This window comes from Hymenobacter sp. DG01 (genome assembly GCF_006352025.1).
Classification (GTDB): domain Bacteria; phylum Bacteroidota; class Bacteroidia; order Cytophagales; family Hymenobacteraceae; genus Hymenobacter.
The window spans coordinates 2,912,603-2,935,554 of sequence record NZ_CP040936.1; the positions used below are offsets into that span (position 1 = coordinate 2,912,603).

Annotated in this window: 22 protein-coding genes; 17 read left to right on the forward strand and 5 right to left on the reverse strand. The window is 57.1% G+C overall.

Annotation, left to right across the window (positions count from 1 at the left end; translation table 11 throughout):
* Positions 1-43 precede the first annotated feature (43 nt).
* Positions 44-793, reverse strand: coding sequence for a hypothetical protein (locus FGZ14_RS12285; protein WP_139924548.1), 750 nt, complete (start codon positions 791-793; stop codon positions 44-46).
* Positions 794-982: 189 nt separating this feature from the next.
* On the opposite strand from FGZ14_RS12285, the gene FGZ14_RS12290 reads away from it, so the two are divergent.
* The 6 genes from FGZ14_RS12290 (at position 983) to FGZ14_RS22070 (ending at position 6,032) form a co-directional block, all read left to right on the forward strand.
* On the forward strand, positions 983-3,112 hold the full coding sequence (locus tag FGZ14_RS12290) for a prolyl oligopeptidase family protein (RefSeq protein WP_139924549.1): 2,130 nt from the start codon (positions 983-985) through the stop codon (positions 3,110-3,112).
* A gap of 291 nt (positions 3,113-3,403) precedes the next feature.
* The gene (locus FGZ14_RS12295; protein WP_139924550.1) at positions 3,404-4,108 is read left to right on the forward strand and encodes a hypothetical protein; all 705 of its coding nucleotides are present in this window, start codon (positions 3,404-3,406) and stop codon (positions 4,106-4,108) included.
* 6 nt (positions 4,109-4,114) lie between these two features.
* Entirely contained in the window at positions 4,115-4,585 is a 471-nt protein-coding gene (locus tag FGZ14_RS12300) for a hypothetical protein (protein ID WP_139924551.1), read from the forward strand.
* A 554-nt stretch (positions 4,586-5,139) separates the two neighbouring features.
* Positions 5,140-5,577, forward strand: coding sequence for a hypothetical protein (locus FGZ14_RS12305; RefSeq protein WP_139924552.1), 438 nt, complete (start codon positions 5,140-5,142; stop codon positions 5,575-5,577).
* A 53-nt stretch (positions 5,578-5,630) separates the two neighbouring features.
* Entirely contained in the window at positions 5,631-5,861 is a 231-nt protein-coding gene (locus FGZ14_RS22065; RefSeq protein WP_257883219.1) for an NUDIX domain-containing protein, read from the forward strand.
* A 15-nt stretch (positions 5,862-5,876) separates the two neighbouring features.
* Positions 5,877-6,032 (forward strand): hypothetical protein, encoded by a 156-nt coding sequence (locus FGZ14_RS22070; RefSeq protein ID WP_257883220.1) that lies wholly within the window; start codon positions 5,877-5,879, stop codon positions 6,030-6,032.
* Positions 6,033-6,186: 154 nt separating this feature from the next.
* Here FGZ14_RS22070 and FGZ14_RS12315 read toward each other — a convergent pair whose 3' ends face one another.
* Complete coding sequence (locus FGZ14_RS12315; protein ID WP_139924553.1) at positions 6,187-6,573, reverse strand: DUF3037 domain-containing protein; 387 nt, start codon at positions 6,571-6,573, stop codon at positions 6,187-6,189.
* A complete protein-coding gene (locus FGZ14_RS12320; protein ID WP_139924554.1) occupies positions 6,551-7,345 on the reverse strand; it encodes a HipA family kinase in 795 nt (264 codons plus the stop codon). Before FGZ14_RS12320 ends, FGZ14_RS12315 begins: the two co-directional genes overlap by 23 nt.
* Before the next feature lie 211 nt (positions 7,346-7,556).
* Between FGZ14_RS12320 and FGZ14_RS12325 the strand changes: the two genes are divergently transcribed.
* Positions 7,557-8,510 (forward strand): 1-phosphofructokinase family hexose kinase, encoded by a 954-nt coding sequence (locus FGZ14_RS12325; protein WP_139924555.1) that lies wholly within the window; start codon positions 7,557-7,559, stop codon positions 8,508-8,510.
* Between the two features lie 265 nt (positions 8,511-8,775).
* Here FGZ14_RS12325 and FGZ14_RS12330 read toward each other — a convergent pair whose 3' ends face one another.
* Entirely contained in the window at positions 8,776-9,459 is a 684-nt protein-coding gene (locus FGZ14_RS12330) for a hypothetical protein (protein WP_139924556.1), read from the reverse strand.
* 412 nt (positions 9,460-9,871) lie between these two features.
* Here FGZ14_RS12330 and FGZ14_RS12335 point away from each other — a divergent pair, with 412 nt between their 5' ends.
* From FGZ14_RS12335 to clpB, 7 genes are all read left to right on the forward strand, one after another.
* Complete coding sequence (locus tag FGZ14_RS12335) at positions 9,872-11,461, forward strand: ABC-F family ATP-binding cassette domain-containing protein (protein WP_139924557.1); 1,590 nt, start codon at positions 9,872-9,874, stop codon at positions 11,459-11,461.
* Positions 11,462-11,742: 281 nt separating this feature from the next.
* The gene (locus FGZ14_RS12340) at positions 11,743-12,318 is read left to right on the forward strand and encodes a hypothetical protein (RefSeq protein WP_139924558.1); all 576 of its coding nucleotides are present in this window, start codon (positions 11,743-11,745) and stop codon (positions 12,316-12,318) included.
* A gap of 49 nt (positions 12,319-12,367) precedes the next feature.
* Complete coding sequence (locus tag FGZ14_RS12345; RefSeq protein WP_139924559.1) at positions 12,368-12,832, forward strand: hypothetical protein; 465 nt, start codon at positions 12,368-12,370, stop codon at positions 12,830-12,832.
* An 89-nt stretch (positions 12,833-12,921) separates the two neighbouring features.
* Positions 12,922-13,146 carry a hypothetical protein gene (locus FGZ14_RS12350; RefSeq protein WP_139924560.1) on the forward strand — a complete coding sequence of 75 codons (225 nt, stop codon included), beginning with the start codon at positions 12,922-12,924 and terminating at the stop codon, positions 13,144-13,146.
* Positions 13,139-13,903 (forward strand): zeta toxin family protein, encoded by a 765-nt coding sequence (locus tag FGZ14_RS12355; RefSeq protein ID WP_219601021.1) that lies wholly within the window; start codon positions 13,139-13,141, stop codon positions 13,901-13,903. The genes FGZ14_RS12350 and FGZ14_RS12355 overlap by 8 nt, the downstream gene beginning before the upstream one ends.
* A gap of 370 nt (positions 13,904-14,273) precedes the next feature.
* The gene (locus tag FGZ14_RS12360) at positions 14,274-14,729 is read left to right on the forward strand and encodes a hypothetical protein (protein WP_139924561.1); all 456 of its coding nucleotides are present in this window, start codon (positions 14,274-14,276) and stop codon (positions 14,727-14,729) included.
* 184 nt (positions 14,730-14,913) lie between these two features.
* Positions 14,914-17,535, forward strand: coding sequence for an ATP-dependent chaperone ClpB (clpB, locus tag FGZ14_RS12365; protein ID WP_139924562.1), 2,622 nt, complete (start codon positions 14,914-14,916; stop codon positions 17,533-17,535).
* A gap of 76 nt (positions 17,536-17,611) precedes the next feature.
* Here the strand turns inward: clpB and FGZ14_RS12370 are convergent, their stop codons facing one another.
* The gene (locus FGZ14_RS12370) at positions 17,612-17,992 is read right to left on the reverse strand and encodes a hypothetical protein (protein ID WP_139924563.1); all 381 of its coding nucleotides are present in this window, start codon (positions 17,990-17,992) and stop codon (positions 17,612-17,614) included.
* Positions 17,993-18,269: 277 nt separating this feature from the next.
* Between FGZ14_RS12370 and FGZ14_RS12375 the strand changes: the two genes are divergently transcribed.
* The 3 genes from FGZ14_RS12375 (at position 18,270) to FGZ14_RS12385 (ending at position 22,551) form a co-directional block, all read left to right on the forward strand.
* Entirely contained in the window at positions 18,270-19,280 is a 1,011-nt protein-coding gene (locus FGZ14_RS12375; RefSeq protein ID WP_139924564.1) for an SMP-30/gluconolactonase/LRE family protein, read from the forward strand.
* 98 nt (positions 19,281-19,378) lie between these two features.
* Entirely contained in the window at positions 19,379-19,984 is a 606-nt protein-coding gene (locus tag FGZ14_RS12380; RefSeq protein WP_139924565.1) for a HupE/UreJ family protein, read from the forward strand.
* 203 nt (positions 19,985-20,187) lie between these two features.
* Positions 20,188-22,551: a M1 family metallopeptidase gene (locus FGZ14_RS12385; RefSeq protein WP_139924566.1), complete on the forward strand. Its 2,364-nt coding sequence runs from the start codon at positions 20,188-20,190 to the stop codon at positions 22,549-22,551.
* Positions 22,552-22,952 lie beyond the last annotated feature (401 nt).

Here is a 22,952-nt window from a genome sequence, read left to right on the forward strand (position 1 = left end):
ACGCTTTTTCTACGGGACAGAAGGCCCTGACGTCAGCCCTGGGCTAGGGCGCTTTGTCCACGCTGGCCAGCAACGTCACGATGTCCAGCTCTGATTTGGCCAGCACCTGCTGGCGCGCCAGCTCGGCCTTGATGGCAGCGGCCAGATCGGGGGCGGCCGCGCTGATGGCTTTGGCATTGAGCTTCACCGGAACCACCGTGCCATCGGGCCGGCTCAGGAAGTAGGAGTTGTACTCCACCAGCTGGTCGTAGTGGCGGCCGCTGTTGAATACTTTGTCCTTATCAGAGCGCTGGAGTTGGCGGGAGTGGCGCTTGAGTAGCGTGTACTTGCCCTCGTGCAGCACTTCCACGTACTCCTGCTGCTGGTCGGGGCGCGGGGCATTATCGAAGCGGCGGAAGGTGTGCACGCGGTCAGCAAACAGCTCGTCCTGCACCACAAATCCTTGTATCTCGTTCTTGTTCAGCAGCAGCGTATCGGCCCGGTTCCGCTGCGGCACGGCCAGTAGCTGATAGCCGTAGGCATCGTACTGCAGCTGAATATTGCCGATGCGCTGCTTGGTATTCACCAGAATGATTTCGCCGGGCTGCCAGGTTCGCTGGAAGAAGGCCTGCCCTTGGGCTTCGCGCTGCGGAGCCTGGTAGGCATAGGCCATTTTGCCGTCGAGCAGGGCCCCCAGGTTTTCATTTGCCCACAGTCGGCCACCGGGGCTGGCAACCGGTGGGGTTATTTGCTGGGCCGTTGCCTGATAGGTTGATAAGCCTCCCAACAGCAGTGCTAGAGCGAGATATTTCATAAGCGGAAAGGTAAAGGGATATAAAGTGCTTGAAATATATAGCTTCGGAGGCAGTAAAATACCATGGCGGGGCGAGGCTGCTGCTACCCGGCCGCTGCTTCCGTCTTTCGGGCCCAGACTTTAGGCAGCTTTAGTACCTTGCTTCTCTGGTTGCTTTCCAGAAGCCTTTCTTTCCCTACCCCGTCTTCTATGAGAAACGTAGTCCTTCTCCCCACGCTGGCGGCGCTGCTGGCCGGCCCCGCGGCCCTGGCCCAGGCGCCCATCAAAACCCTACCCTACCCTCAAACCCGGAAGGTAGATACCGTTACCACCTACTTCGGTACCAAAGTGGCCGACCCGTACCGCTGGCTGGAAAACGACCAGGCCGCCGATACCAAGGGCTGGGTGCAGGAAGAAAACAAGGTAACGCAGGCCTACCTCAGCCAGATTCCCTACCGCGACGCCATCCGGAAACGGCTGGAAACCCTGTGGAACTACGAGAAGTACGGCGCCCCTTTCAAGGAAGGCAAGTACACCTACTTCAGCAAGAACACGGGTTTGCAGAGCCAGTCGGTGCTGTACCGGCAGGTAGGCAGCGGTGCGCCGGAGGTGTTCCTCGACCCCAACCAGTTTTCCAAGGACGGTACTACCTCCTTGGCGGGCATCAACTTCACCAAGGATGGCAGCCTGGCCGCTTATCAGATTTCAGAAGGCGGCTCCGACTGGCGCAAGGTCATCGTGCTGAAAACCGCCGATAAAAGCATTGTGGGCGATACGCTCAAGGACGTGAAGTTCTCGGGCCTGGCCTGGAAGGGCAACGACGGCTTCTACTACAGCTCCTACGACAAGCCCACCGCCGGCAGCCAGCTGGCCGGCAAAACCCAGATTCATAAGCTCTACTACCACAAGCTGGGCACCAAGCAAAGTACCGATAAGCTGGTGTTTGGGGGCGAGAAAACGCCGCGCCGCTACATCGGGGCTTCCCTGACCGAGGACGAGCGTTTCCTGGTTATCAGCGCCGCCAACACCACTACCGGCAACGAGCTCTACATTCAGGACCTGAGCAAGCCCGGCAGCGCCATCGTGCAGGTCATCGACCACGAGAAAAACGAGGTGGACGTGGTGGATAACATGGGCAGCAAGCTCTACATCTTCACCAACCTGAACGCGCCTAACAACCGCGTGGTAACCGTGGACGCGGCCAACCCTACCCCCGCCAACTGGAAAAACCTGATTCCGGAAACGCCGAACGTGCTGCGCGTAACCACGGGCGGCGGCAAGCTCTTCGCCAACTACCTCAAAGACGCTACTTCCCTCATTGAGCAGTACGACATGAGTGGCAAGAAGGAGCGCACCATCACGCTGCCCTCGGTAGGCACAGCCGGCGGTTTCGGCACCAAAAAGGAAGAAAAGGAAACCTACTACACCTTCACCTCCTACATCTACCCGCCCACCATTTTCAAGTACGATATTGCCACCGGCAAATCCACGGTGTATAAGAAGGCCGGCGTGCAGTTCGACCCCACCAAGTACGAGTCGAAGCAGGTGTTTTACACCTCCAAGGACGGCACCAAAGTGCCCATGATTATCACCTACAAGAAGGGGCTGGTGATGAATGGCAAGAATCCTACCCTGCTCTACGCCTACGGCGGCTTTAACTCCAGCGTAACGCCGGCCTTCAGCACCAGCAACATCATTCTGCTCGAAAACGGCGGCATCTATGCCGTGCCCAACATCCGGGGTGGCGGCGAGTACGGCGAAAAGTGGCACCTGGCCGGCACCAAGCTACAGAAGCAGAACGTGTTCGACGACTTCATTGCCGCCGCCGAGTACTTGACCAAGAACAACTACACCTCCAAAGACTACCTGGCTATTTCGGGCGCCTCGAACGGTGGCTTGCTGGTGGGCGCTACGATGGCCCAGCGCCCTGAGCTGTTCAAGGTGGCTTTCCCGGCCGTGGGGGTAATGGACATGCTGCGCTACAACCAGTTTACGGCCGGCGCTGGTTGGGCCTACGACTACGGCACGGCCCAGGACTCCAAAGAAATGTTCGAGTACCTCTACCGCTACTCACCCTACCACGCCCTGAAGCCCGCTTCCTACCCCGCTACCCTGGTGACTACCGCCGACCACGATGACCGGGTGGTGCCCGCGCACTCCTTCAAGTTTGCCTCTAAGCTGCAGGAAACTCAGAAGGGCAGCGCCCCGGTCCTGATTCGTATTGAAACCAAAGCCGGCCACGGCGCGGGCCGCTCCACGGCCCAGGTTATCAGCGAGCAGACCGACAAGTGGGCCTTCCTGTTCCAGAACATGGGAGTGCCCTATCAGGTGGTTAACTAACCTCGTCTCCCTACCCCCGCCAACCGGCCGAACCCTCGTGAGGGTTCGGCCGGTTTGGTTTTTGGGCTTGTGTGTCTGGTGTGTACGTATGCCCTACTAACTTTGCCGATACAATTACCTTTTCATTATTTAAAGTTTTTCCAGTGAAAAATACCAATTACCTTTTCTGGTATCCGGCACTACAGCCAACTTGTATTACCCTTATCCATCGGTTTGGCTAGTCTCCTCACAGGATGCGTTCCGGATGCGCCCGAACCCACTCAACCTTCTGCTGTTTCCCGTGGGCAGAATGTGTATGACTCCGATGAAAACAGCCCCGGCATGAATGGCGGAACTCTACCGAACGTGGACATCTATGGAAAGCCGTGGGAAGATGAGTCAGACCATGGCTTTCCTGGTGGTAACTGGAACGATGGCGGCTGGAATGGCAGCGGCGGTTGGCATGGCACCGGGGGCATGGAATACACCCCACCCGCTGAAACGAATGGAGGAAGCGAATACAGTACTAGTGCAAGTTTTGCAGGTTATTTTATAATGAATAACAATGACCAGCAACAATATCCCGCCTTCACAAGTTTGGTTCGAAACTTGTCCAGTTTTGCAAAATCAGATCCAAAAATAATGGAGGCGATACGTTATTATACCAAGTTGACTGATCAGCAAATTGCACAACACTTAAACTTTAACTCAGGCCCAACCCTTGTTATAGCAAAGGAACTACCAGCTGTTGCGTTATTCAGATCGAGCACTCCTAACACTCTATACGTGGCTGAGTCGGAAGTACGCGCTTTTGAAAACGCTTCCTTTAATATATCACACAGAAATGCTATGAGTTTTTTCTTAGCCGTTTCACTATTGCATGAATATGTACACTATGGCGACAACCTAAACGTTGTTAAATTCCTAGGCGAGGAGGGTACAGAATTTGAAAACCGTGCATGGGGAGTCACTGTTGATCAATTCAACTCTTACTACTTAAACAAATACTATCAATAAACAACCATGCTCAATAATTTCCTTATATTTTTTACCTTGAGTCAATTTTATGCACCAAGCTCGTGTGAGGAGGATGTGCGTAAAGCACTAGCCGTTGTTATAAATAGCCCTGAGGTCACCGCGTTCCTTTCTAATTATACAGGAAATAAAAAATTTATCTATATTAAGCAAAGCAATCAACCCATATGTAATGGGAAAAGCACTTCATTAGCTAGATTGAAACACCCCTACAAGGATGGCAGTATTATCATATACTCCCATGAACCTTTGGCAAAAGGAGAAAAGCTACAGGCATCAAAACAAGATTACTTCACTCTCCCAAAAAACAAAGTTGTTATCATAATTGACTACCTGAGCGTGACTAGCCCGCATGCGGAAATAAAACTTCGAATTCCTATTGAAGGGGTGCATGGCTCGTTTACTTTGACCAAGAACCCCACTTGGTCTGTTACTAAGTCAGATGTATATGAGCGATAGGCGTAAACATATAATAAGAACTTATTTCCAGCACCTTTAATGCGCCACAAATACTATAAAATAGTATGGCTATACTACTCGCACTACTCATGCTTGTTCCAGGTAAACGCCAGACCAGTCCTCAACCTAGCCAGAATGAACTGAATGATGTTATAAATTCAATAATCAATAACAAATAAATCACGAAATTTACAGATAATTATATAAACATAGGTGATACTATTTATTTTCGCCTTGGCCCATTTTCTGCGTACAACACACAGACACTTCAGGAGTTAAAATGTATTACTCTAAAAATTAAAAATAGCATTCCATTAGTATGCAATGAAAAACAAGATGAGACAAAAAACCCGTTATTACCATTCAAATTCTGGAGCTAACTAGAAATACCGCTACGATACGATTAGGATTCTCCATTGAAGGCATGGTAGGCAATTTTACTTTATAAAAGAAAGACACCTGGAATATTCAAAGCGCTGAAGTATATGAAATTTGATTTATAAATGCGTTTGACCACATTCAGCTTAACAAGTTCGCAAATATTTTATTTAACTATGAAATCAATACTAAGCGCAGTATTTCTCATCATCGTAGTATTGAGCTGTACTAAATCAGAGACCAAAAGAGAGGAAAACATACGCCAAGTAGTTCAGGCAACATTTTCCGATAACCAGCTATCCATATTCTTGAATAGACCAGGGCCTGGCATCTTTACTTTTCGCTATGAAGAGCTACCTGTAATTAACGACGAACAATTACCAAAACCCAAATTCAATATTACACTTAACAACAGGTGCGTGATAGAGTATAATATAAGAATGAGTGATGAGATAAATGCTATTCCGATCATTGTGGAACAAGTAATCATTGACTACGACTCTGCTAAAGTCAATTTGCGTATTCCAAAACAGGGCGTTATTGGTCAGTTCCGCCTGGGCAAAACGGCTGATGGTGCCTGGCTGGTAACCAAAGCCTTTGTGGTGGAAACCTGAGTGAACGGGCTATATTGCTTGAACCGCCAGAACCTTACGACCACACATCCACTTTGACCTTCATCGACAAAATAGCCTGGCTGCACCTGCAGGAAGGTCGCGTGCTGAGCACCCGCAGCCGGGGCAAAGACCGGTACTACTTCCCCGGCGGCAAGCGCGAAGTCGGCGAAACCGACGCCCAAACCCTGCTACGCGAAATTAAGGAAGAGCTGACCGTGAACCTCGACGCGGCTACCCTGGTGCACGCGGGCACCTTCCGGGCCCAGGCCCACGGTCACCCCTAGGGCCTGCTGGTACAAATGACCTGCTACTATGCCGCCTACGCTGGCCAGCTGCAGCCCGCCGCCGAAATCGAAGAAGTGGTCTGGCTGAGCTACCGCCACCGACCCGAAGTGTCGCCGGTGGACCAGCTGATTTTCGACTGGTTGAAGGAGCAGCAGCTACTGGCCGACTGATCTGCCCCGGTCCGACGGACTGCGCCCGTCCGACCGGTTGCCGCCCGCACCGCCAGAACAGCCTCCGCCTACCCCTTCGCAATGGCCAAACCATTCTGGTGGATATCAGCATAAAGCCAACCGGTCGGACGTCTCCGGCGTCGGACCGGGGTAACTACCCTACCAGCTGGGCGTAGAGGCGGTTCAGGGTGTCGGCGGGGTCTTGGCAGAGGCCAGGGTGCACGGGCGAGGTTTGCACGATGGTGCTGCGCGTGGCCGTAAGCCAGCGGAAGCGGGAGGCTAGCGGCAGCTGCCCAATGGGGCCGCCCTCCTTCCTACCCCCGCAAATCCGCTCGAAGGAGCGCAGCCGCTGGTGCAGCTCCGGCAGGTCGAGCTGGTCGCCGGCAAAGGCGCGCAGCCGGTCTTCGGGCACCTCGAAGCGGGCCTGCAGAAACCCCCGCGACGAGCAGTACAAAATCACACCGACGTTCAGAAACTCTTCGCGCTCCACGCGGGGCACTACGCGCAGCACGGCATACTCAAACAAGTGCTTTTCGGGCATTTTCGGCTTCCTGAACAAAGGTTTCTGATGCGGCGAGGCGGGCGGTAAGGAAACGCACGTAGTTTTCGCGCTGCTCCTCCGGATCCACCCCCGATTCGGCCAGCCACTCGGCCGGAACTAGGTCCACAATGGCCCGGATGCGCTCCGGGGTGAGGCGGGCACGGCCCTCGGCGTCGGCGGCAGTTAGCTCCGTGGCCTGGGGTAGCAGCACATGGTCTTTCACCTGCGGAAACGGGCGGGGCCGGGGCTCGGCCCAGCCAGGGCCGGCGTGGTGCACATAAAGGGCCGCGCCGTGGTCAATCAGCCACAGCTCCTTGTGCCACATCAGCAGGTTGGTGTTGCGGGCGGTGCGGTCCACGTTCAGGGTCAGGCAGTCGAGCCACACAATGCGCGAGGCCAGGGCCGGCTCAATGGTATTCACCAGGGGGTCGTAGGTGCTGGCGCCGGAGAGGTAGTGCAGGCCCAGGTTGAGGCCCGTGCTGAAGCGCAGCAAATCCTGAATTTCCTCGTCGGGCTCGGTACGGCCAAAGGCTTCATCGAGCTGGCAAAACACCAGCTCCGGCATGCGCAGACCCAGCGCGCGGGCCATTTCGCCCACAATCAGCTCGGCAATCAGGGCTTTCAGGCCCTGGCCGGCCCCCCGGAACTTCACCACGTACATAAACCCGTCGTCGGCTTCTACCAGGGCCGGCAGCGAGCCGCCTTCACGCAGGGGAGTGACGTAGCGCGTCACGTCAACGGTTCTCAGGGAAAGGGGAGCAGAGTCCTGCATAGAGCACGGGAAAGGTTGGAACAGGCTCCGCAAAGGACGAACAATTCCGGCAGTTTCGCGGCGGCAGCTGGGTAAGTGTGCCCCGTACCCTACCCCGGTAAATTTTCATTAGCGGCGCCCGCCCGGCAACCTAGTGGCCCGTAGCTAGTACACTCCTTTTGCCGGCCCCAGGCCTGGGAGCATGCCGGTTCACCTGCCACTGCGGTTTTCTATGAAGCCTATTGTCACCCTGACGCTCAACCCCACCGTGGACAAAAGCACCACGGCCGACCAGATCATTCCGGATCATAAACTCCGGTGCGCCCCGCCTAAGTTTGAGCCCGGCGGGGGCGGCATCAATGTTTCGCGGGCCCTCAGGCGCCTCGGTGCCGATTCCGTGGCGGTATTTCCAGTCGGCGGACCCAGTGGTATGCTGCTCCAGGAGTTGCTGGCGCAGGAACACATTCAGCAGAGGCCCGTGGAAACCGTGGGCCGCACCCGCGAGAATTTTATCGTGGTAGATGCCTCCAGCGGCCAGCAGTACCGCTTCGGCATGCCCGGCACCCCGCTTTCCCTGGAAGAGCAGCAGCAGATTCTGGCTACCCTTAAAAGTCTGGCCGAAGTGCCCGAGTATCTGGTTATCAGTGGAAGCCTGCCGCCGGGCGTGGAGCCCGAGTTTCTGGTGAAGATTGTGCGGGCCGCCAAGGGCATGGGCATTAAGGTAGTGGCCGATACATCGGGGCCGGCCCTGCACCAAATTCTACAGGAGGGCGTGTACCTGGCCAAGCCCAACGTGGGCGAGTTAAGCAAGATGGCCGGGGTTGATGAGCTTGACAGCGAAGCCGTGGCCCAGGCAGCCCACCAGCTGGTGCAGGAAGGCAAGTGCGCCATTGTGGTAACCTCCCTGGGGCCCCAGGGCGCCTGCGTGGTCAGCCAGGATTTGGTGGACCATGTGCCGGCGCCAGCCGTGAAAAAGCGCAGCACCGTTGGAGCCGGCGACAGTATGGTGGCCGGGCTGGTGTACGGATTGGCAACCGGCCTCTCGGTGCGCGAAACCGTGCGGCTGGGCGTGGCCTGCGGCACGGCAGCTACCATGAACCCCGGCACAGAGCTGTTCCGCAAGGAAGACGTGGACCGGCTCTACCAGTGGCTGCTGCAGCAAACCATGCCGGCCGCAGCGGCCTAACCGGCTTGCTTGCTCAGCTCTATGCCAGAACAATTAGCCTGCGCCCGCCTGGCACACCTCGTGCCGGGCGGGCGTTTTTGCACTATCCCACGCTCAGCCGGCGCCAAACTACTACTCTTACTCGCTCCGCGATGCGCTTGTGCCCCGTAAGGCGGGAGTTGAGCTTTAAGGCTTTCGGAGAAGTCGGCCCTTACCCATCCAGACTACCACCGAGCGGCGCGGCATGCCTCTTGGCTCAGCAGGCCGGCTTAACTGCCTTGGAAGCCTACTTCAACCCGAAATTGTAGCGCAGGCCTATGCTTGCTCCGGGCTGGGGAGCGTACGCCTCGGCGGAATAGATAGCTGCGGCTGACGAGCCCAGTACCGACCAGTTCAGACGGCTTTCGGCTACCAGCGTCAGGTGCCGGGTGGGGGTATAGGTAACGGCCGCGCCCAGGGTCAGGGGCACATCATTGGCCTCGCTGAAGCCGCCTATCTCGAAGGGCGGCTCCGGCTGACCGGCAGCTGTGGTGGAGCGCCGGCCTTCCACGCGGTAATGCAGCAGCGAGAAGCCCGCTACCCCTTCCACGTTCCAGCGGCGCGGCACCGCCACAAATGCGTAGCGGAACAGCACGGGCACCACTACGCTTCCGTACCGGTTGTAGTAGCGGTAACGGCTGCCATCCGGATAGTCGATGACCGTAAGCGGTCCGTTGGTGGTCCGGCGCCACATGGCCGATATTTCCAGGCTGGAGCGTTTACTGAAGCGAAAACCTACTACCGGCATCAGGCCCCGGTAAGAAAGCATCCGGCCGTTACTGTCGCGCTGCCCCAGCCCCGCGTAGCGGTAAGCTCCTGCCTGCACTCCAACGTAGAAGGGCGCAGGCCGCCCCTGAACTGAATCGGGAACAGCTTGTTTCGGTGCGTCGGGCGCCAAGACGAGGGTAGCAAGTAAGCAGGCAGCGTACATAAGTAAGTAGCGGATAAGAATTAGGCTAAAGGTGACGCCTCCCTGAGCTGCCTGGCAAACTACTTTTCGGCTTTATCAGACTTTCCGCTACTACCGCCCATGCCAAGTCATGGGCCCCTCCCCTGCATCCGCTGCCCCGAAAACGCGCTTTTGGTAACGCAGCGGCCCTTGCTCGCTCAGACTTCCGGCGGCGGGAAAGCGGCGGGCGCAGCTTCCCATGGCCGGGTACCGGGCCGGCAGTGGGGTAGTACTTTCAGGAATAAGTCGGGAACTGTTACTAGGCCAGAAACCGTAGCTTTGCGCTTCTACACCCATAACTCCGGTCTGTGTAATAGCTGATTTCTTTCAGGGAACCCCGTAGCCAACCCACCTCTGTGGGCGCTCTACCTCGTTGCTTTTTACGAAAGAAATCATGCTACTTCTCCAAGACCTGGGGTACCTCCACCCCAATAAGGAAGGCTTGTTTGACGGCCTCCACCTGGCTGTTGGCCCGCGCCAGAAGATTGCCCTGATCGGGAATAATGGGGTAGGAAAGTCCACCCTGCTGCAAATCATAGCCGGGGTTCTGCCTCCCTCCGGCGGCCTGGTGCAGACCAGTGCTACCCCCTACTACATTCCGCAGCACTTCGGGCAGTTCGACGACCTCACAATAGCTCAGGCCCTGCGCATTGAAGGCAAAACGGCGGCCCTGCAGGAAATTCTGGCGGGTGCGGTCACGGAAGCCAACCTAGCCACGCTGGCCGATGACTGGACCATAGAGGAACGCAGCCTGGAGGCACTACGGCGCTGGGCACTGGCTGAAGTGAGCCTTACGCAGCGCCTGGGCAGCCTCAGCGGGGGCCAGAAAACCAAGGTATTCTGGGCCGGCCTTGCCATTCACCAGCCCGCGCTGGTGCTGCTGGACGAGCCCAGCAACCACCTGGATACCGCCGGCCGGCAGCTACTCTACGACTTCATCCAGACCACGACCAGCACCCTACTGGTTGTTAGCCACGACCGGAAACTTCTCAGTCTGCTCGATACGGTGGCGGAACTGAGCAAGCGCGGCATTGCCCTGTACGGCGGCAACTACGCCTTTTACACCGAGCAGAAGCAGGTGGAAAGCAACGCCCTCAGCCAGGACGTGAAAAGCAGGGAGAGAGCCCTGCGCAAAGCCCGGGAAACGGAGCGCGAGGCTCTGGAGCGCAAGCAGAAACTGGACGCCCGCGGCAAGAAAAACCAGGCCAAAGCGGGCCTACCCACCATCATGCTCCATATGATGCGCAACAGTGCCGAGCAGAGCACTTCCCGCCTCAAGAGCATGCACGCCGAAAAGGTAAGCGCCCTTGCCCAGGAGCTGAGCGAGCGGCGCAAAGAGCTACCCGATACCGACAAGATGAAGTTCGGCTTCGACAACTCTACCCTGCACAAAGGCAAAATCCTGTTCACGGCAACGGGCCTCAACTACGGCTACGGCCCGCACCTGCTGTGGCCCGAGCCATTGAGCTTTCAGGTGCTGAGCGGCGAGCGGCTGGCACTGCAGGGCCTGAACGGCTCCGGCAAAAGCACCCTGCTTCGGCTCCTGCTGGGCGAGCTGGCGCCTACGCGGGGCACCCTGCACCGGGCCGTCAGCAGGGCCGTGTACATTGATCAGGAGTATTCCCTGCTGCACCAGCCGATGGCGGTGTACCAGCAGGCGCAGCACTTTAATACCGCAGGCCTGCAGGAGCACGAAGTGAAGGTCCGCCTGAACCGGTTTTTGTTTACCCAGGAGCACTGGGACAAGCCCTGCTCCGCTCTGAGCGGGGGCGAAAAAATGCGGCTCCTGCTGTGCTGCCTGATGATGCGCCACCAGGCTCCCGACCTCATCATCCTCGATGAGCCTACCAACAACCTGGATATTCAGAACCTGGACCTCCTGACGGTGGCCCTGCATGGGTACCAGGGCACCCTGGTCGTGGTATCGCACGATGAGGTTTTCCTGGAGCAGCTGGGCGTGACCCGTACCATCTGGCTCGGGTAGCACACCGGCTGTAAAGTGCTTTTCGTGAAGCTCTTGGCTCTTGAATAAAAATTTATGGAGCCATACTTTGAAATACAAAGTTCTTTCACATCCTTTGCATCACACTGTTTTTAGTTCCTGCTACCCAGGAGTGAGAGCCGCTCAGGGCCTGCCTGAAAACGCAGCCGCCGGAGCCACTTTCCTACCCCCTGGGTTTGCTCAAAGCCCACCTGACATCGGCTTCTACCCTGGTTACTCTCTGGTTTTTCTCTTACTCTTTGTCACCCAAGCATCTTACTGCCATGACACTCATCCAAAGCCTTGTTCGCCTCGCGCTGGTAACGGCGTTTTTGCTGCTCATCCCGCTGGTTGCCATGCAGTTTACCGCCGAAGTAAACTGGACCTTTTCTGACTTCGTCTTCGCCGGAGTTCTGCTGTTTGGGGCGGGCCTTACTTTTATTCTGGTGGCTCGCATGAGTACCAACGCCACGTACCGCGTAGCGGCCGGCGTAGGGGTTGCGGCCGGGTTGCTGCTGTTGTGGGCCAACGCGGCCGTGGGCCTGGTCGGCAGCGAAGACAACCCCGCCAACCTGCTTTACCTGGGGGTGCCGGCCGTGGCGCTTATCGGGGCTTTGGTGGCGCGTTTCCGCCCCCTGGGCATGTCGAATGCCATGTTTGCGGCGTCGCTTACCTATATCGTGGTTACGGCTATTGCCCTGTTCGTCTGGACGCCCACGGGTGTAGCGGCTGAGCCCCAGGTGAAGCTGCTGAATCTGCTGATTGCGAATGGTGTTTTTGCTGCCATCTGGGCGGTTTCGGGCTGGCTGTTCCGCCGGGCCAGCACTACGGGCTCTGACTTGACCCGACGACTGGCCTAGAGGCCCCACTTACCTAACAATTCCCCTTCACCTCTTACGTACTACTCCCATGGCCATATCTCACGTTGTGATGGCGGGCGTCCTGCTACTTGTGCTGGGGCTCCTGTATCTGCTGGTAGCCAGCCGGGGCCGCAGCGGCGCCTATAAACTGGCGGCGGGTGTGGCGGTAGCCGCCTCCCTCCTGCTGGTGTGGGGCAACCTGGCCGTCGGCTTCATCGGCAGCGAGGACAACCCGATGAACCTGCTCTACGGCGCGGTGCTGGCCGTGGGCTTCGTTGGGGCCGTCCTGGCGAAACTCCAGCCGCAGGGCATGGCAAAGGCCATGTTCGCAACGGCTCTTACGCAGTTTGCCGTGCCTTTCGTGGCGCTGCTCATCAAGCAGCCCGAGCTGACGATGGGCGTGCTGTGGGTGATTGTGCTGAACACCGTCTTTGCCGGGCTGTGGGTAGCGGCGGGGTTTCTGTTTCGGCGGGCGGGTCTGGCTGGTGCGGATTTGGGCCGGCAGGTGGCCTAAGATGCTTTGTGTCCTTTATAGCTACTAGGCGTACCTAATCGAACCAGCGAAATCGTATCTTCGTTATCCTAGCAACTACCTTCATCGCCATGGCACGCAAAAAACCGCTTGAATTATCAGAAACGGGACTGAAACGGGTGCTGAAGAATGCTTCGGGCCGTGTGGTCAGCGAAAACCTGGACCGTGGTATAGCCATTACCGTAATCGACCAGGGGCAGATTGTGCAGATTCACCCTGATGCTACACGCCGGGTAGTGCGCAAACAGGTAGCGCAGCCAGTGCATATCTCTGAAATGCAGCTGCACCTTGACTGAGTTTGTCCCTCGCCTTCGCGTGCTTGCCGGTCCCAATGGGTCCGGCAAGTCTTTTTTAGTCCCTTCCCTGGCCACAGAAGTTAACCTGGGTGTGATTGTAAATGCCGATGAAATTGAGGCCAGGCTCAAGGCTCAGCACCGGCGGCGCACCCGTGTACTCAATCTGCATGATTGGAAATTGATGTTGACGCAGCAGGATTTGGATGCGTTTCTTCAGGCAGAGGAGGCAACCAAACAAACCACGCTGGCACAACAGCAGATGCAGAAGCTTCGCATCGAAGAAAATGTGCTGCTCTTTACCGCTGTTAAGATAGATTCCTACTTGGCTTCTCGGGTGGCTGAGTTTCTGCGCTATTCCCTGCTGGCCGCCCGTCAATCTTTCACTTTTGAGACGGTAATGTCTCACCCGTCTAAGCTTGCCTTTCTGCGCGATGCGCAAGCGGCGGGGTTTCGCACGTATCTATACTTCGTCGCCACCGAAGACCCGGAAATCAACGTGGGCCGGGTGCGGGCCAGAGTACAGAAGAAGGGCCATGATGTAGCTCGCGACAAAATTATCTCCCGCTACGCCCGTACCCTGGATTATTTGTTCGATGCGGTTCGCTTAGTCAACCGCGCCTTTATCTTCGATAACTCGTACGCAGCACCTCAGCTTGTTGCCGAAGTAGAAGAAGGCAAGCGCGTGGAGTTCAAAACCGCTACCATTCCGGCTTGGGTGGACACCTACTTCCGCCAAAAGGCACTGCGTAAAGCTTAAGCCCCTTGCATGACGACCAATGCGTATCTTTTGCTCAACAAAGCTGCGCAAGACCGATACCCGGATTTCTCCAACGCCCTCAGCGACACGCTGCAGCCTGTGGTTCCGCAGATTCGGATTGGGTGCTTGCGAATCTTTTAATCTACTAGTGCTGCCTGAAGCTGCAGGAGCTTTTCCGAAACCAATGCACATGTACTGCGACTGTTCGCTACACTAGTCGCCTAGTCACTATAAACTTGACCTTTTCATCATTCCTTCTATGAACTGTTTATACCGGTTACTTTCTATAATCTGCTTTATATTGCCCCTTCGTTGTGTTGGGCAGATTAATTGGCCAACAACCCGCATAGACGACCAAGCCACTGTGCAGATGCCCTACGAGGGCACATTGGATGAAGACGCAAAAATCCCTGGTTCCCAACGATTTTGGACTTCTACTTCCGATAACGAATTTCAGATAGTGCGGACGGATCTGCGCTACATCCCAGGTTACAACCCGGATGCAGTAATATCTGATCCGTCATTGCGCCAGATTTACGAAAAAGCGGCTAAGTTATATAACCGACAGATTGTCAAAGGCAAGGTACTGTCTCAGGAGAATGTTGTTTTTTCCGGAAAGCTAGCTCTTGCTACCCTATACCGCGGTTTTGATGAATACCGCCAGCGTCCAATCAATATTGAAACTATTTGGCTTTACCACAGCCAAGCCCTTTACCTACTAACTTGTTCATATGCTGTTCCGGAAGAAACAGGAGCATCTGAGGATAAAAAGCGCTTTTTCTTGTCCTTTCGGATCGATGGTAGTCCGCTCACTAAAGAACTGTAATTGTCGGCAGCCAAGTACCCACAATATTCTATTGACACATGGTGACAATGACTTTATGTCTTATAATATTAGATATTTATTCATGAAATAAGACAAAACATCAGCAAAACTATCCTTGCACCCCGTTTGCTAGGCCTCTCGTAGAACTTCCTAACCCGAAGCACCTACCTAGACTTAGTGAGCCATGAACTTTAATAACTATACGATCAAGGCACAGGAGGCCGTGCAGAAGGCCACTGAAATTGCCGGGAGCAACCAGCAGCAGGCCATTGAAACCGGCCACCTGCTGAAAGGCCTCTTCCAGAGCGACGAGAATGTACTGTCGTTTCTGGCCAAGAAGCTGGGTGTGAACCTGAACATCCTCACGCCCCGCCTCGATGCCCTGGTAACGGGCTACCCCAAAGTAAGCGGGGGCTCGCCCTACCTCTCCAACGAAGCCGCCGCCGCTTTGCAGCGTGCTACCGGTTTCCTGAAGGAGTTTGACGATGAATATGTGTCGGTGGAGCACCTGCTGCTGGGGCTGCTGGGCGGTAAAGACGCCGTGGCTACCCTGATGAAGGACGCCGGCTTCAACGAGAAAGACTTGAAAGCGGCCATCAAGGAGTTGCGCGGGGGCCGCAAGGTTACCTCCCAGACCGCCGAAGATCAGTACCAGAGCCTCAACCGCTACGCCCGCAACCTCAACGAGCAGGTGCGTACCGGCAAGATGGACCCGGTTATCGGCCGCGACGAGGAAATCCGCCGCGTGCTGCAGATTCTGAGCCGCCGCACCAAAAACAACCCCGTCCTGCTCGGGGAGCCCGGCGTAGGTAAGACCGCCATTGTGGAGGGCCTGGCCCAGCGCATTGTGGCCGGCGACGTGCCCGAAAACCTCCAGGACAAAATCATCATGTCCCTGGACATGGGCCTGCTCATTGCGGGCGCCAAGTACAAGGGCGAGTTTGAGGAGCGCCTCAAGTCCGTCATTAAAGAAGTAACCGACTCCGAAGGCCAGATCATTCTGTTCATCGACGAGATGCACACCCTGATTGGCGCCGGCGGCGGTGGCGAAGGCGCTATGGACGCCGCCAACCTGCTCAAGCCCGCCCTGGCCCGCGGCGAGCTGCACTCCATTGGGGCTACTACCCTCAAAGAGTACCAGAAGTACATTGAGAAGGACAAGGCACTGGAGCGCCGTTTCCAGGCCGTGATGGTGGACGAGCCGAGCATGGAAGATGCCATCAGCATCATGCGCGGCATCAAGGAGAAATACGAGCTGCACCACGGCGTACGCATCACCGACGACGCCGTAATTGCCGCCGTAGAACTCAGTTCCCGCTACATCACCGACCGGTTCCTGCCCGACAAGGCCATCGACCTGATGGACGAGGCCGCCGCCAAGCTGCGCATCGAGCTGAACTCCATGCCCGTGGAGCTCGACGAGGTGCAGCGCCGCATCATGCAGCTGGAAATTGAGCGCGAAGCCATCCGGCGTGAGGAGAACCACGACCGGGAGAACGTGCTCAACAAAGAGCTAAGCGAGCTAACCGCCAAGCGCGACTCCCTGAAAGCACAGTGGGAAAACGAGAAATCGGCTCTCACCAGCATTCAGACCGAGAAAGAGAACATTGAGCGCTACAAGCTGGAAGCCGATCAGGCCGAACGCCAGGGCGACTACGGCCGCGTGGCGGAGCTGCGCTACGGCAAGATTCAGGAGGCCGAAGCCAAACTGAAGGAGCTGCAGGCCCAGGCTGAAGCCGACAAAGGCAAGGACGGCGGCTCGATGCTGCAGGAAGTAGTAACCTCTGAGGATATTGCCGAGGTGGTAGCCAAGTGGACCGGTATCCCAGTGAGCAAGATGCTGCAGTCGGACCGCGAGAAGCTGCTGAACCTGGAGCAAGAGTTAGGCAAGCGCGTAGCTGGTCAGAGTGAGGCCATTGCCGCTATTTCCGATGCCGTGCGCCGTTCGCGGGCTGGCCTCCAGGACCCCAAGCGGCCCATCGGTTCGTTCATCTTCCTCGGTACGACGGGGGTAGGGAAAACCGAGCTGGCGAAGGCCCTGGCCGAGTACTTGTTCAACGATGAGAACAGCATGGTTCGCATTGATATGAGCGAGTACCAGGAGCGCCACGCCGTGTCGCGCCTCATAGGGGCGCCTCCCGGCTACGTGGGCTACGATGAAGGCGGGCAGTTGACCGAGGCCGTGCGCCGCAAGCCGTACTCGGTGATTCTGCTCGACGAAATTGAGAAGGCCCACCCCGATGTGTTCAACATCCTGTTGCAGGTGCTCGATGATGGCCGCCTCACCGACAACAAAGGCCGGGTGGCGAACTTCAAGAACACCATCATCATCATGACTTCCAACACGGGTGCCGACATCATTCAGAAGAACTTCAAGGAGCTGAATGAGTACAACCACGAGGAAGTAGTGGACCGCACCCGCGAGGAAGTGGTAGAGCGCCTGAAGCAGCACATGCGCCCCGAGTTCCTGAACCGCATCGACGAGATTGTGATGTTCCAGCCGCTCAAGCGCCGCGAGATCCGCAAGATCGTGGACATTCAGTTCCGCCAGATTCAGCAGCGCCTGGAAGAAGCCGGTATCCGCCTGGAAGCCACCGACGAGGTGCTCGACTACCTGGGCGAGCAGGGCTTCGATCCGCAGTTTGGTGCCCGCCCCTTGAAGCGTGTGCTGCAGCGCCTGGTGCTGAATGAACTGTCGAAAGACATTCTCTCGGGCCGCGTGAGCAAGGACGCCGTAGTGGAAGCCGTGCTGGAAGACGAGCACATCCGCTTCGTGAATGTGGATGTGGAAATTCCGGGCATGTAAGCGCCTCAAACGAGTAAGCAAAAAGCCCCGCCAGCATAGTGCCGGCGGGGCTTTTTGCTTGCGTTGCCTTTGCTGACTACGCTTTGAAATGCTTGCGCTTCAAGCGGCGCCGAATGTTTTTCGGAATGGCCTTACCCTGCTGATAAGCCGTAACTATTTCCTCCTCCCGGTCCTTACTGAATCGTATGCCTTTAGAAATGGAAACCCCCGAAAGGATTACGCCCAATCCGAGCGTAACAGGGGCCCCATCCACGCCCCGAGCCGTGGCAACGGCCCCGTAACCGAAAAAGTAGCCTGCGGGCAGGCCAAGAATAGTGCTACCCGTGCGACGGCTGGCAAACAAACGCTGCACGGCCTTGGCGGAGTCGGCAGGAGCAACCGCCTGAGCAGAGGCAGAAATAGCGCTTAGCCCTAGTAAACCAGCAAATAAACCAACCCGAAGTACGTGTGAAGTCATGAAAAACAGATAAGCAGAAAATGGATTATTTCGCAATGTTACCCTGTTCCGCTCAGGAATAGAAACCTACTGTTCAGTATCTTAGATAAAGAATATCATTTCTGACCTAAACGTAATTCAGCCCGAATTACGGCCCATCAGTACCATGGCAGCGAGTCGCGCTTCTCGTTGGTAGCGTCCGGCTTTGGCTAGCGCGAAATATTGGCTTTGCACAGTCGGTTCCGGTTACGGTGCGTATGAGTAGCTACCTCATCCACTGACTTTTAACCCGGCTCTCATGCGTGCTTTCTCTGCTACCCTTACACCAGCCTCACTGCCTTTGTCACGGTATATTCGTCGGGCCACGTTGGCACTCGGCTTTGCGGTTTCGTTGGCAAGCTGCTCCAATGATGACGATGATGCCGCTGCCGAGCCGGCCCTGCCCGCTCGTATTACCGTGCCGCAGGCAGGCCTGTCGCCGGAGGGCATTCAGTATGACGAAGCCAATAGCCGGTTTTTCGTCAGCTCCCGCACTCAGGGGCGCATTGGCAGCGTGCGCGACGACAGTACTTACACCCAGTTTGCTGATGACGCGCGGTTGGTTTCCACGATTGGGCTGAACCTGGATGCCGGCCGGCAGCGCCTGTTAGTGGCCGTGTCCGACATTGGGGTGAACACCACCCGCTCCACTGCCGCTACCCTGCGCAAGCTCGCGGCCCTGGCCATTTACAACTCCTCTACCGGCAGCCTGATTTCCTACACTGACCTGGGCGCCCTGCGACCGGGCGCAAACCACTTCGCCAACGATATAGCCGTGGACGGGCAGGGTAATGCATATATCACCGACAGCCTTTCGCCCATCATTTACAAGGTAGATGCCCAAGGTGTGGCCTCCGTATTTCTGGAGAATGCCCAGCTCAGCGGGGGTACGGGCTTCGGGCTGAACGGCATCGTGTTTCATCCGGATGGGTATCTGCTGGTTGCCAAATCCAACGACGGCACGCTGTTTAAGGTACCGCTGAGCAACCCCGCTAGCTTTTCGCGCGTGACCAGCACCCAGAGCCTGGAAGGTGCCGATGGGCTGCTGCTGCTCGATCCTCAAACGTTGCTGCTGGTGGCAGGCAGCCAAAGCACCGTGTTCCGGCTCGCCAGCTCCGACGCCTGGGCCACGGCCACAACCACGGGCAGCTTTGCCACCGGAGCCGTGAGTCCTACTACCATCACGCGGCGCAACCAGAGCAGCGCCTACGTGCTGTACCCCTATCAGGCCACTTCGCCTCGCTTCGCTATTGTAAAAGCCACCTTTTAAGCTGCCTTGGCCGGCACTGGGCAAAGCATAGGTGGGCAGCTCGCAGGCAGGCAGAACGTGTGCTGATTCATCCGGCGCCTATCTGCTAGCTTTGCCTTATGTCGTCCTCCATTTTCACCACCTACCTCCAGCTCGGCTTTCACCACATTTTTAACCTGCAGGCCTACGACCACCTAGTGTTCCTGCTGGCTCTGTGTGCCCCCTACGTGCTGCAGGACTGGCGGCGGGTGGTGGCCCTGGTAACCAGCTTCACGGTGGGCCACTCCATCACGCTGGCCTTGGCTACCCTGAACGTGGTGGGCTACTCCCCTACCCTGATTGAAACCCTGATTCCGGTGACCATTGTGCTGACCTGCCTGCTGAACCTGGCGCGGGCCGGCAAGGCGGGCACCCGGCCGGTGGAGCGGCGCGAGGCTACCCCCATCGTCTTCACCCTACCCAACCTGCTGGCGGCAGTGTTCGGGCTGATTCATGGCCTGGGCTTTTCCAGCTACCTGCGCGAACTGCTGGGCCGCCACAGCCGCCCGGTGCTGGAGCTGCTCAGCTTTAACCTGGGCGTGGAGCTGGGCCAACTGCTGATTGTAGCGCTTATCCTGCTGCTTGGCTTCGTGTTGCTGCGTATCTTTAACGTGGCACGCCGCGACTGGCTCTTGGTCACGACGGGCGCCGCCCTGGGCATTGCCTTAACCCTGCTGGTGGGATAGGGAAATTGTGAGGTGGTGAAATAGCGAACTGGTGAGTTTTATGCTCCGGTGATGCACTAGCGCATATCGGGCCACCAGAACGCCCAACTCACCGCCTGCAACCCACGCCTGGGGGCTGTGTCTTTCGCCGCATGCGGCGGAGGCGGTTGCAGCCCCCTCTGTTTCATTCTGATAGCACGTCTTTTTCTCCCCTTCTACCTAGTATGCTGAAACCTACTCTGCTGGCCGCCGGGCTGGCGGCGCTGCTGGCCCTGCCGGCCGCGGCCCAGAACACCAACTCCGGCACCGATAAATTTGCCCAGCTGGAAACCCTGCTGCCCACGCCCAACACCTACCGCACCGCCTCGGGTGCGCCCGGCAACGAGTACTGGCAGCAACGCGCCGACTACAATATCCGGGTAAAACTGGACGACGCGAAACAGTCGATTTCCGGCGATGAGGACATTACCTACACCAACCTCTCGCCCGATGTGCTGACCTACCTGTGGGTGCAGCTCGACCAGAACATCCTCGATAAAAACTCCATTACCACCGCCACCGAGGTCGGCCAGATTCAGCCGCGCATGTCGTTTCAGGCTCTGGACTATCTGCAGCGCAGTGAGTTTGATGGGGGCTTTAAGATTGCGGAGGTGAAAATGAAGGGTGGCAAGGCCCTGCCCTACGTTATCAACCACACCATGATGCGCATTGACCTGCCCACGCCCCTGCGGCCCAAGCAGTCCGTGACGTTCAGCATCAAGTGGGCTTACAACATCAACGACCAAACCAAGATCAACCAGCGCTCGGGCTACGAGTATTTCCCGGAGGACAAAAACTACCTCTACGAAATTGCTCAGTTCTACCCCCGCATGGCGGTGTACTCCGATAACCAGGGCTGGCAGCACAAGCAGTTTCTGGGCAACGGCGAGTTTGCCCTGCCCTTCGGCGACTACCGCGTGAGCATTACGGCCCCCGCCGACCACGTAGTGGGCGCTACCGGCACGCTGCAGAATGCCTCGGAGGTCCTCACTTCGGCCCAGCGCCAGCGCCTGGAGCAAGCCAAAAACTCTCAGAAGCCCGTTCTGATTGTATCGCCGCTGGAGGCGGAGCAGGCCGAGCAGAAGCGCGCCAAAGGCACCAAAACCTGGACCTTCGCCGCCAAAAACGTGCGCGACTTTGCCTGGGCTTCCTCGCGCAAGTTCATCTGGGATGCCATGGGCATCAAGCAGAACGGTACGCCCGTGATGTGCATGAGCTACTACCCCAAGGAGGGTAACCCGCTCTGGGGCAAGTACTCTACGGAGGTGGTAGCGCATACCATCAAAACCTACTCCAAGTTCACGATTCCCTACCAGTATCCGGTGGCCATTTCGGTGCACGGGCCGGTGGGCGGCATGGAGTACCCCATGATTTGCTTTAACGGCGGCCGCCCCGAGAAGGACGGCACCTACTCGGCTGACCGGAAGTACGGCATGATTTCGGTGATTATTCACGAGGTAGGCCACAACTTCTTCCCGATGATTGTGAACTCCGATGAGCGCCAGTGGACCTGGATGGACGAGGGCCTGAACACCTTCGTGCAGTACCTCACGGAGCAGGAGTGGGAGCGGAACTACCCCTCCAAGCGCGGCGAACCCGCCAACATTGTGGCTTACATGCAGACGGATAAGAGCCTGCAGACGCCCATCATGACCAACTCAGAATCGGTGCTGCAGTTTGGCAACAACGCCTACGGGAAGCCCGCTACCGGCCTGAACATTCTGCGCGAGACCATCATGGGCCGGGAGCTGTTTGACTACGCTTTCAAAGAGTATGCTACCCGCTGGGCCTACAAGCACCCTACCCCCGCCGACTTCTTCCGGACCATGGAAGACGCCTCGGGCGTGGACCTCGACTGGTTCTGGCGCGGTTGGTTCTACACCACCGAGCACACCGACCTGGCCATTAACGGCGTGAAGTGGTACACGGTGGACTCCAAGAACCCCGAAATTGAGAATGCCCGCAAGCGTGAAATGATCAATAAAGCGCCCCAGAGCATTTCGCAGCAGCGCAACCTCCAGGATATCAAGAAAACCCTGGTGGACGACAAGCCGGAGCTGAAGGACTTCTACAACAGCTACGACCCGCTCTCGACCACTGAGGCCGATAAGCAGCGCTACCAGCAGCTGGTGAAAGGCCTGAGCCCCGAGCAGCAGCAGCGCCTGAGCCAGGGCCTGAACTTCTACGAAGTGAGCCTGACCAACAAGGGTGGCCTGACTATGCCGGTTATCGTGCAGATGACTTATGAGGATGGCAAGCAGGAAATCATGAACATTCCGGCCGAAATCTGGCGCAAGAACAACGCCGAGGTAACCAAGGTGTTCATCACCGAAAAGCCCGTCGTGAGCTTCGTGCTGGACCCCTTCCTGCAAACCGCCGACACGGACCTCTCAAACAACGCCTACCCCCAGCGCGCTCAGCCTTCGCGCTTCGAGCTGTTCGAGCAGCAGCAGCGCGCCCAGCCTAACCCCATGCAGCAGCAGTCGGCTCTGCAGCAGAAGGAGCAAAAGCCGGTGAACGGCGCTACCTCTACGGGCGGCACCAATTAAGCAGACTCCGTTTATCACCACACAAAACAGCCGGGCCTTATGGTCCGGCTGTTTTTTTATGTTTGCGCATCCTTCACAAGCAAGTGCTTCTCCTTACGGCCTTCTGTTGAGGGCGAATCCGGAAGCTCCATATTGCGCCTGGTTAATCCTGCCAGCCCCCCCTAAATACCGCTCCAGATGGTTCCTGATTCGATAGGCGTTTCTGATGAGGACAACAACCGAATGCACGGTGTACTATGGGCCATGTTAGGATGGGTTATTCTTTGCGTGGCCTTGATCTACACGCTGGATAAGGTGACGTCTTCCGGAGAAGAGGAAACGCACCTTAACCAGCGCGTGAGTACCGTAGTGGTATCCAAGTACAAGCCAGCCGATCCGGACAGTTATGTACTTGAGGTGGT

What these genes read in the sequence shown, in the direction of transcription:
- FGZ14_RS12285 (WP_139924548.1), bottom strand. Translation starts at nt 793, where the DNA reads ATGAAATATCTCGCTCTAGCACTGCTGTTGGGAGGCTTATCAACCTAT.
- FGZ14_RS12290 (WP_139924549.1), top strand. Translation starts at nt 983, where the DNA reads ATGAGAAACGTAGTCCTTCTCCCCACGCTGGCGGCGCTGCTGGCCGGC.
- FGZ14_RS12300 (WP_139924551.1), top strand. Translation starts at nt 4,115, where the DNA reads ATGCTCAATAATTTCCTTATATTTTTTACCTTGAGTCAATTTTATGCA.
- FGZ14_RS12305 (WP_139924552.1), top strand. Translation starts at nt 5,140, where the DNA reads ATGAAATCAATACTAAGCGCAGTATTTCTCATCATCGTAGTATTGAGC.
- FGZ14_RS22070 (WP_257883220.1), top strand. Translation starts at nt 5,877, where the DNA reads ATGACCTGCTACTATGCCGCCTACGCTGGCCAGCTGCAGCCCGCCGCC.
- FGZ14_RS12315 (WP_139924553.1), bottom strand. Translation starts at nt 6,573, where the DNA reads ATGCCCGAAAAGCACTTGTTTGAGTATGCCGTGCTGCGCGTAGTGCCC.
- FGZ14_RS12320 (WP_139924554.1), bottom strand. Translation starts at nt 7,345, where the DNA reads ATGCAGGACTCTGCTCCCCTTTCCCTGAGAACCGTTGACGTGACGCGC.
- FGZ14_RS12325 (WP_139924555.1), top strand. Translation starts at nt 7,557, where the DNA reads ATGAAGCCTATTGTCACCCTGACGCTCAACCCCACCGTGGACAAAAGC.
- FGZ14_RS12330 (WP_139924556.1), bottom strand. Translation starts at nt 9,459, where the DNA reads ATGTACGCTGCCTGCTTACTTGCTACCCTCGTCTTGGCGCCCGACGCA.
- FGZ14_RS12335 (WP_139924557.1), top strand. Translation starts at nt 9,872, where the DNA reads ATGCTACTTCTCCAAGACCTGGGGTACCTCCACCCCAATAAGGAAGGC.
- FGZ14_RS12340 (WP_139924558.1), top strand. Translation starts at nt 11,743, where the DNA reads ATGACACTCATCCAAAGCCTTGTTCGCCTCGCGCTGGTAACGGCGTTT.
- FGZ14_RS12345 (WP_139924559.1), top strand. Translation starts at nt 12,368, where the DNA reads ATGGCCATATCTCACGTTGTGATGGCGGGCGTCCTGCTACTTGTGCTG.
- FGZ14_RS12350 (WP_139924560.1), top strand. Translation starts at nt 12,922, where the DNA reads ATGGCACGCAAAAAACCGCTTGAATTATCAGAAACGGGACTGAAACGG.
- FGZ14_RS12360 (WP_139924561.1), top strand. Translation starts at nt 14,274, where the DNA reads ATGCCCTACGAGGGCACATTGGATGAAGACGCAAAAATCCCTGGTTCC.
- clpB (WP_139924562.1), top strand. Translation starts at nt 14,914, where the DNA reads ATGAACTTTAATAACTATACGATCAAGGCACAGGAGGCCGTGCAGAAG.
- FGZ14_RS12370 (WP_139924563.1), bottom strand. Translation starts at nt 17,992, where the DNA reads ATGACTTCACACGTACTTCGGGTTGGTTTATTTGCTGGTTTACTAGGG.
- FGZ14_RS12375 (WP_139924564.1), top strand. Translation starts at nt 18,270, where the DNA reads ATGCGTGCTTTCTCTGCTACCCTTACACCAGCCTCACTGCCTTTGTCA.
- FGZ14_RS12380 (WP_139924565.1), top strand. Translation starts at nt 19,379, where the DNA reads ATGTCGTCCTCCATTTTCACCACCTACCTCCAGCTCGGCTTTCACCAC.
- FGZ14_RS12385 (WP_139924566.1), top strand. Translation starts at nt 20,188, where the DNA reads ATGCTGAAACCTACTCTGCTGGCCGCCGGGCTGGCGGCGCTGCTGGCC.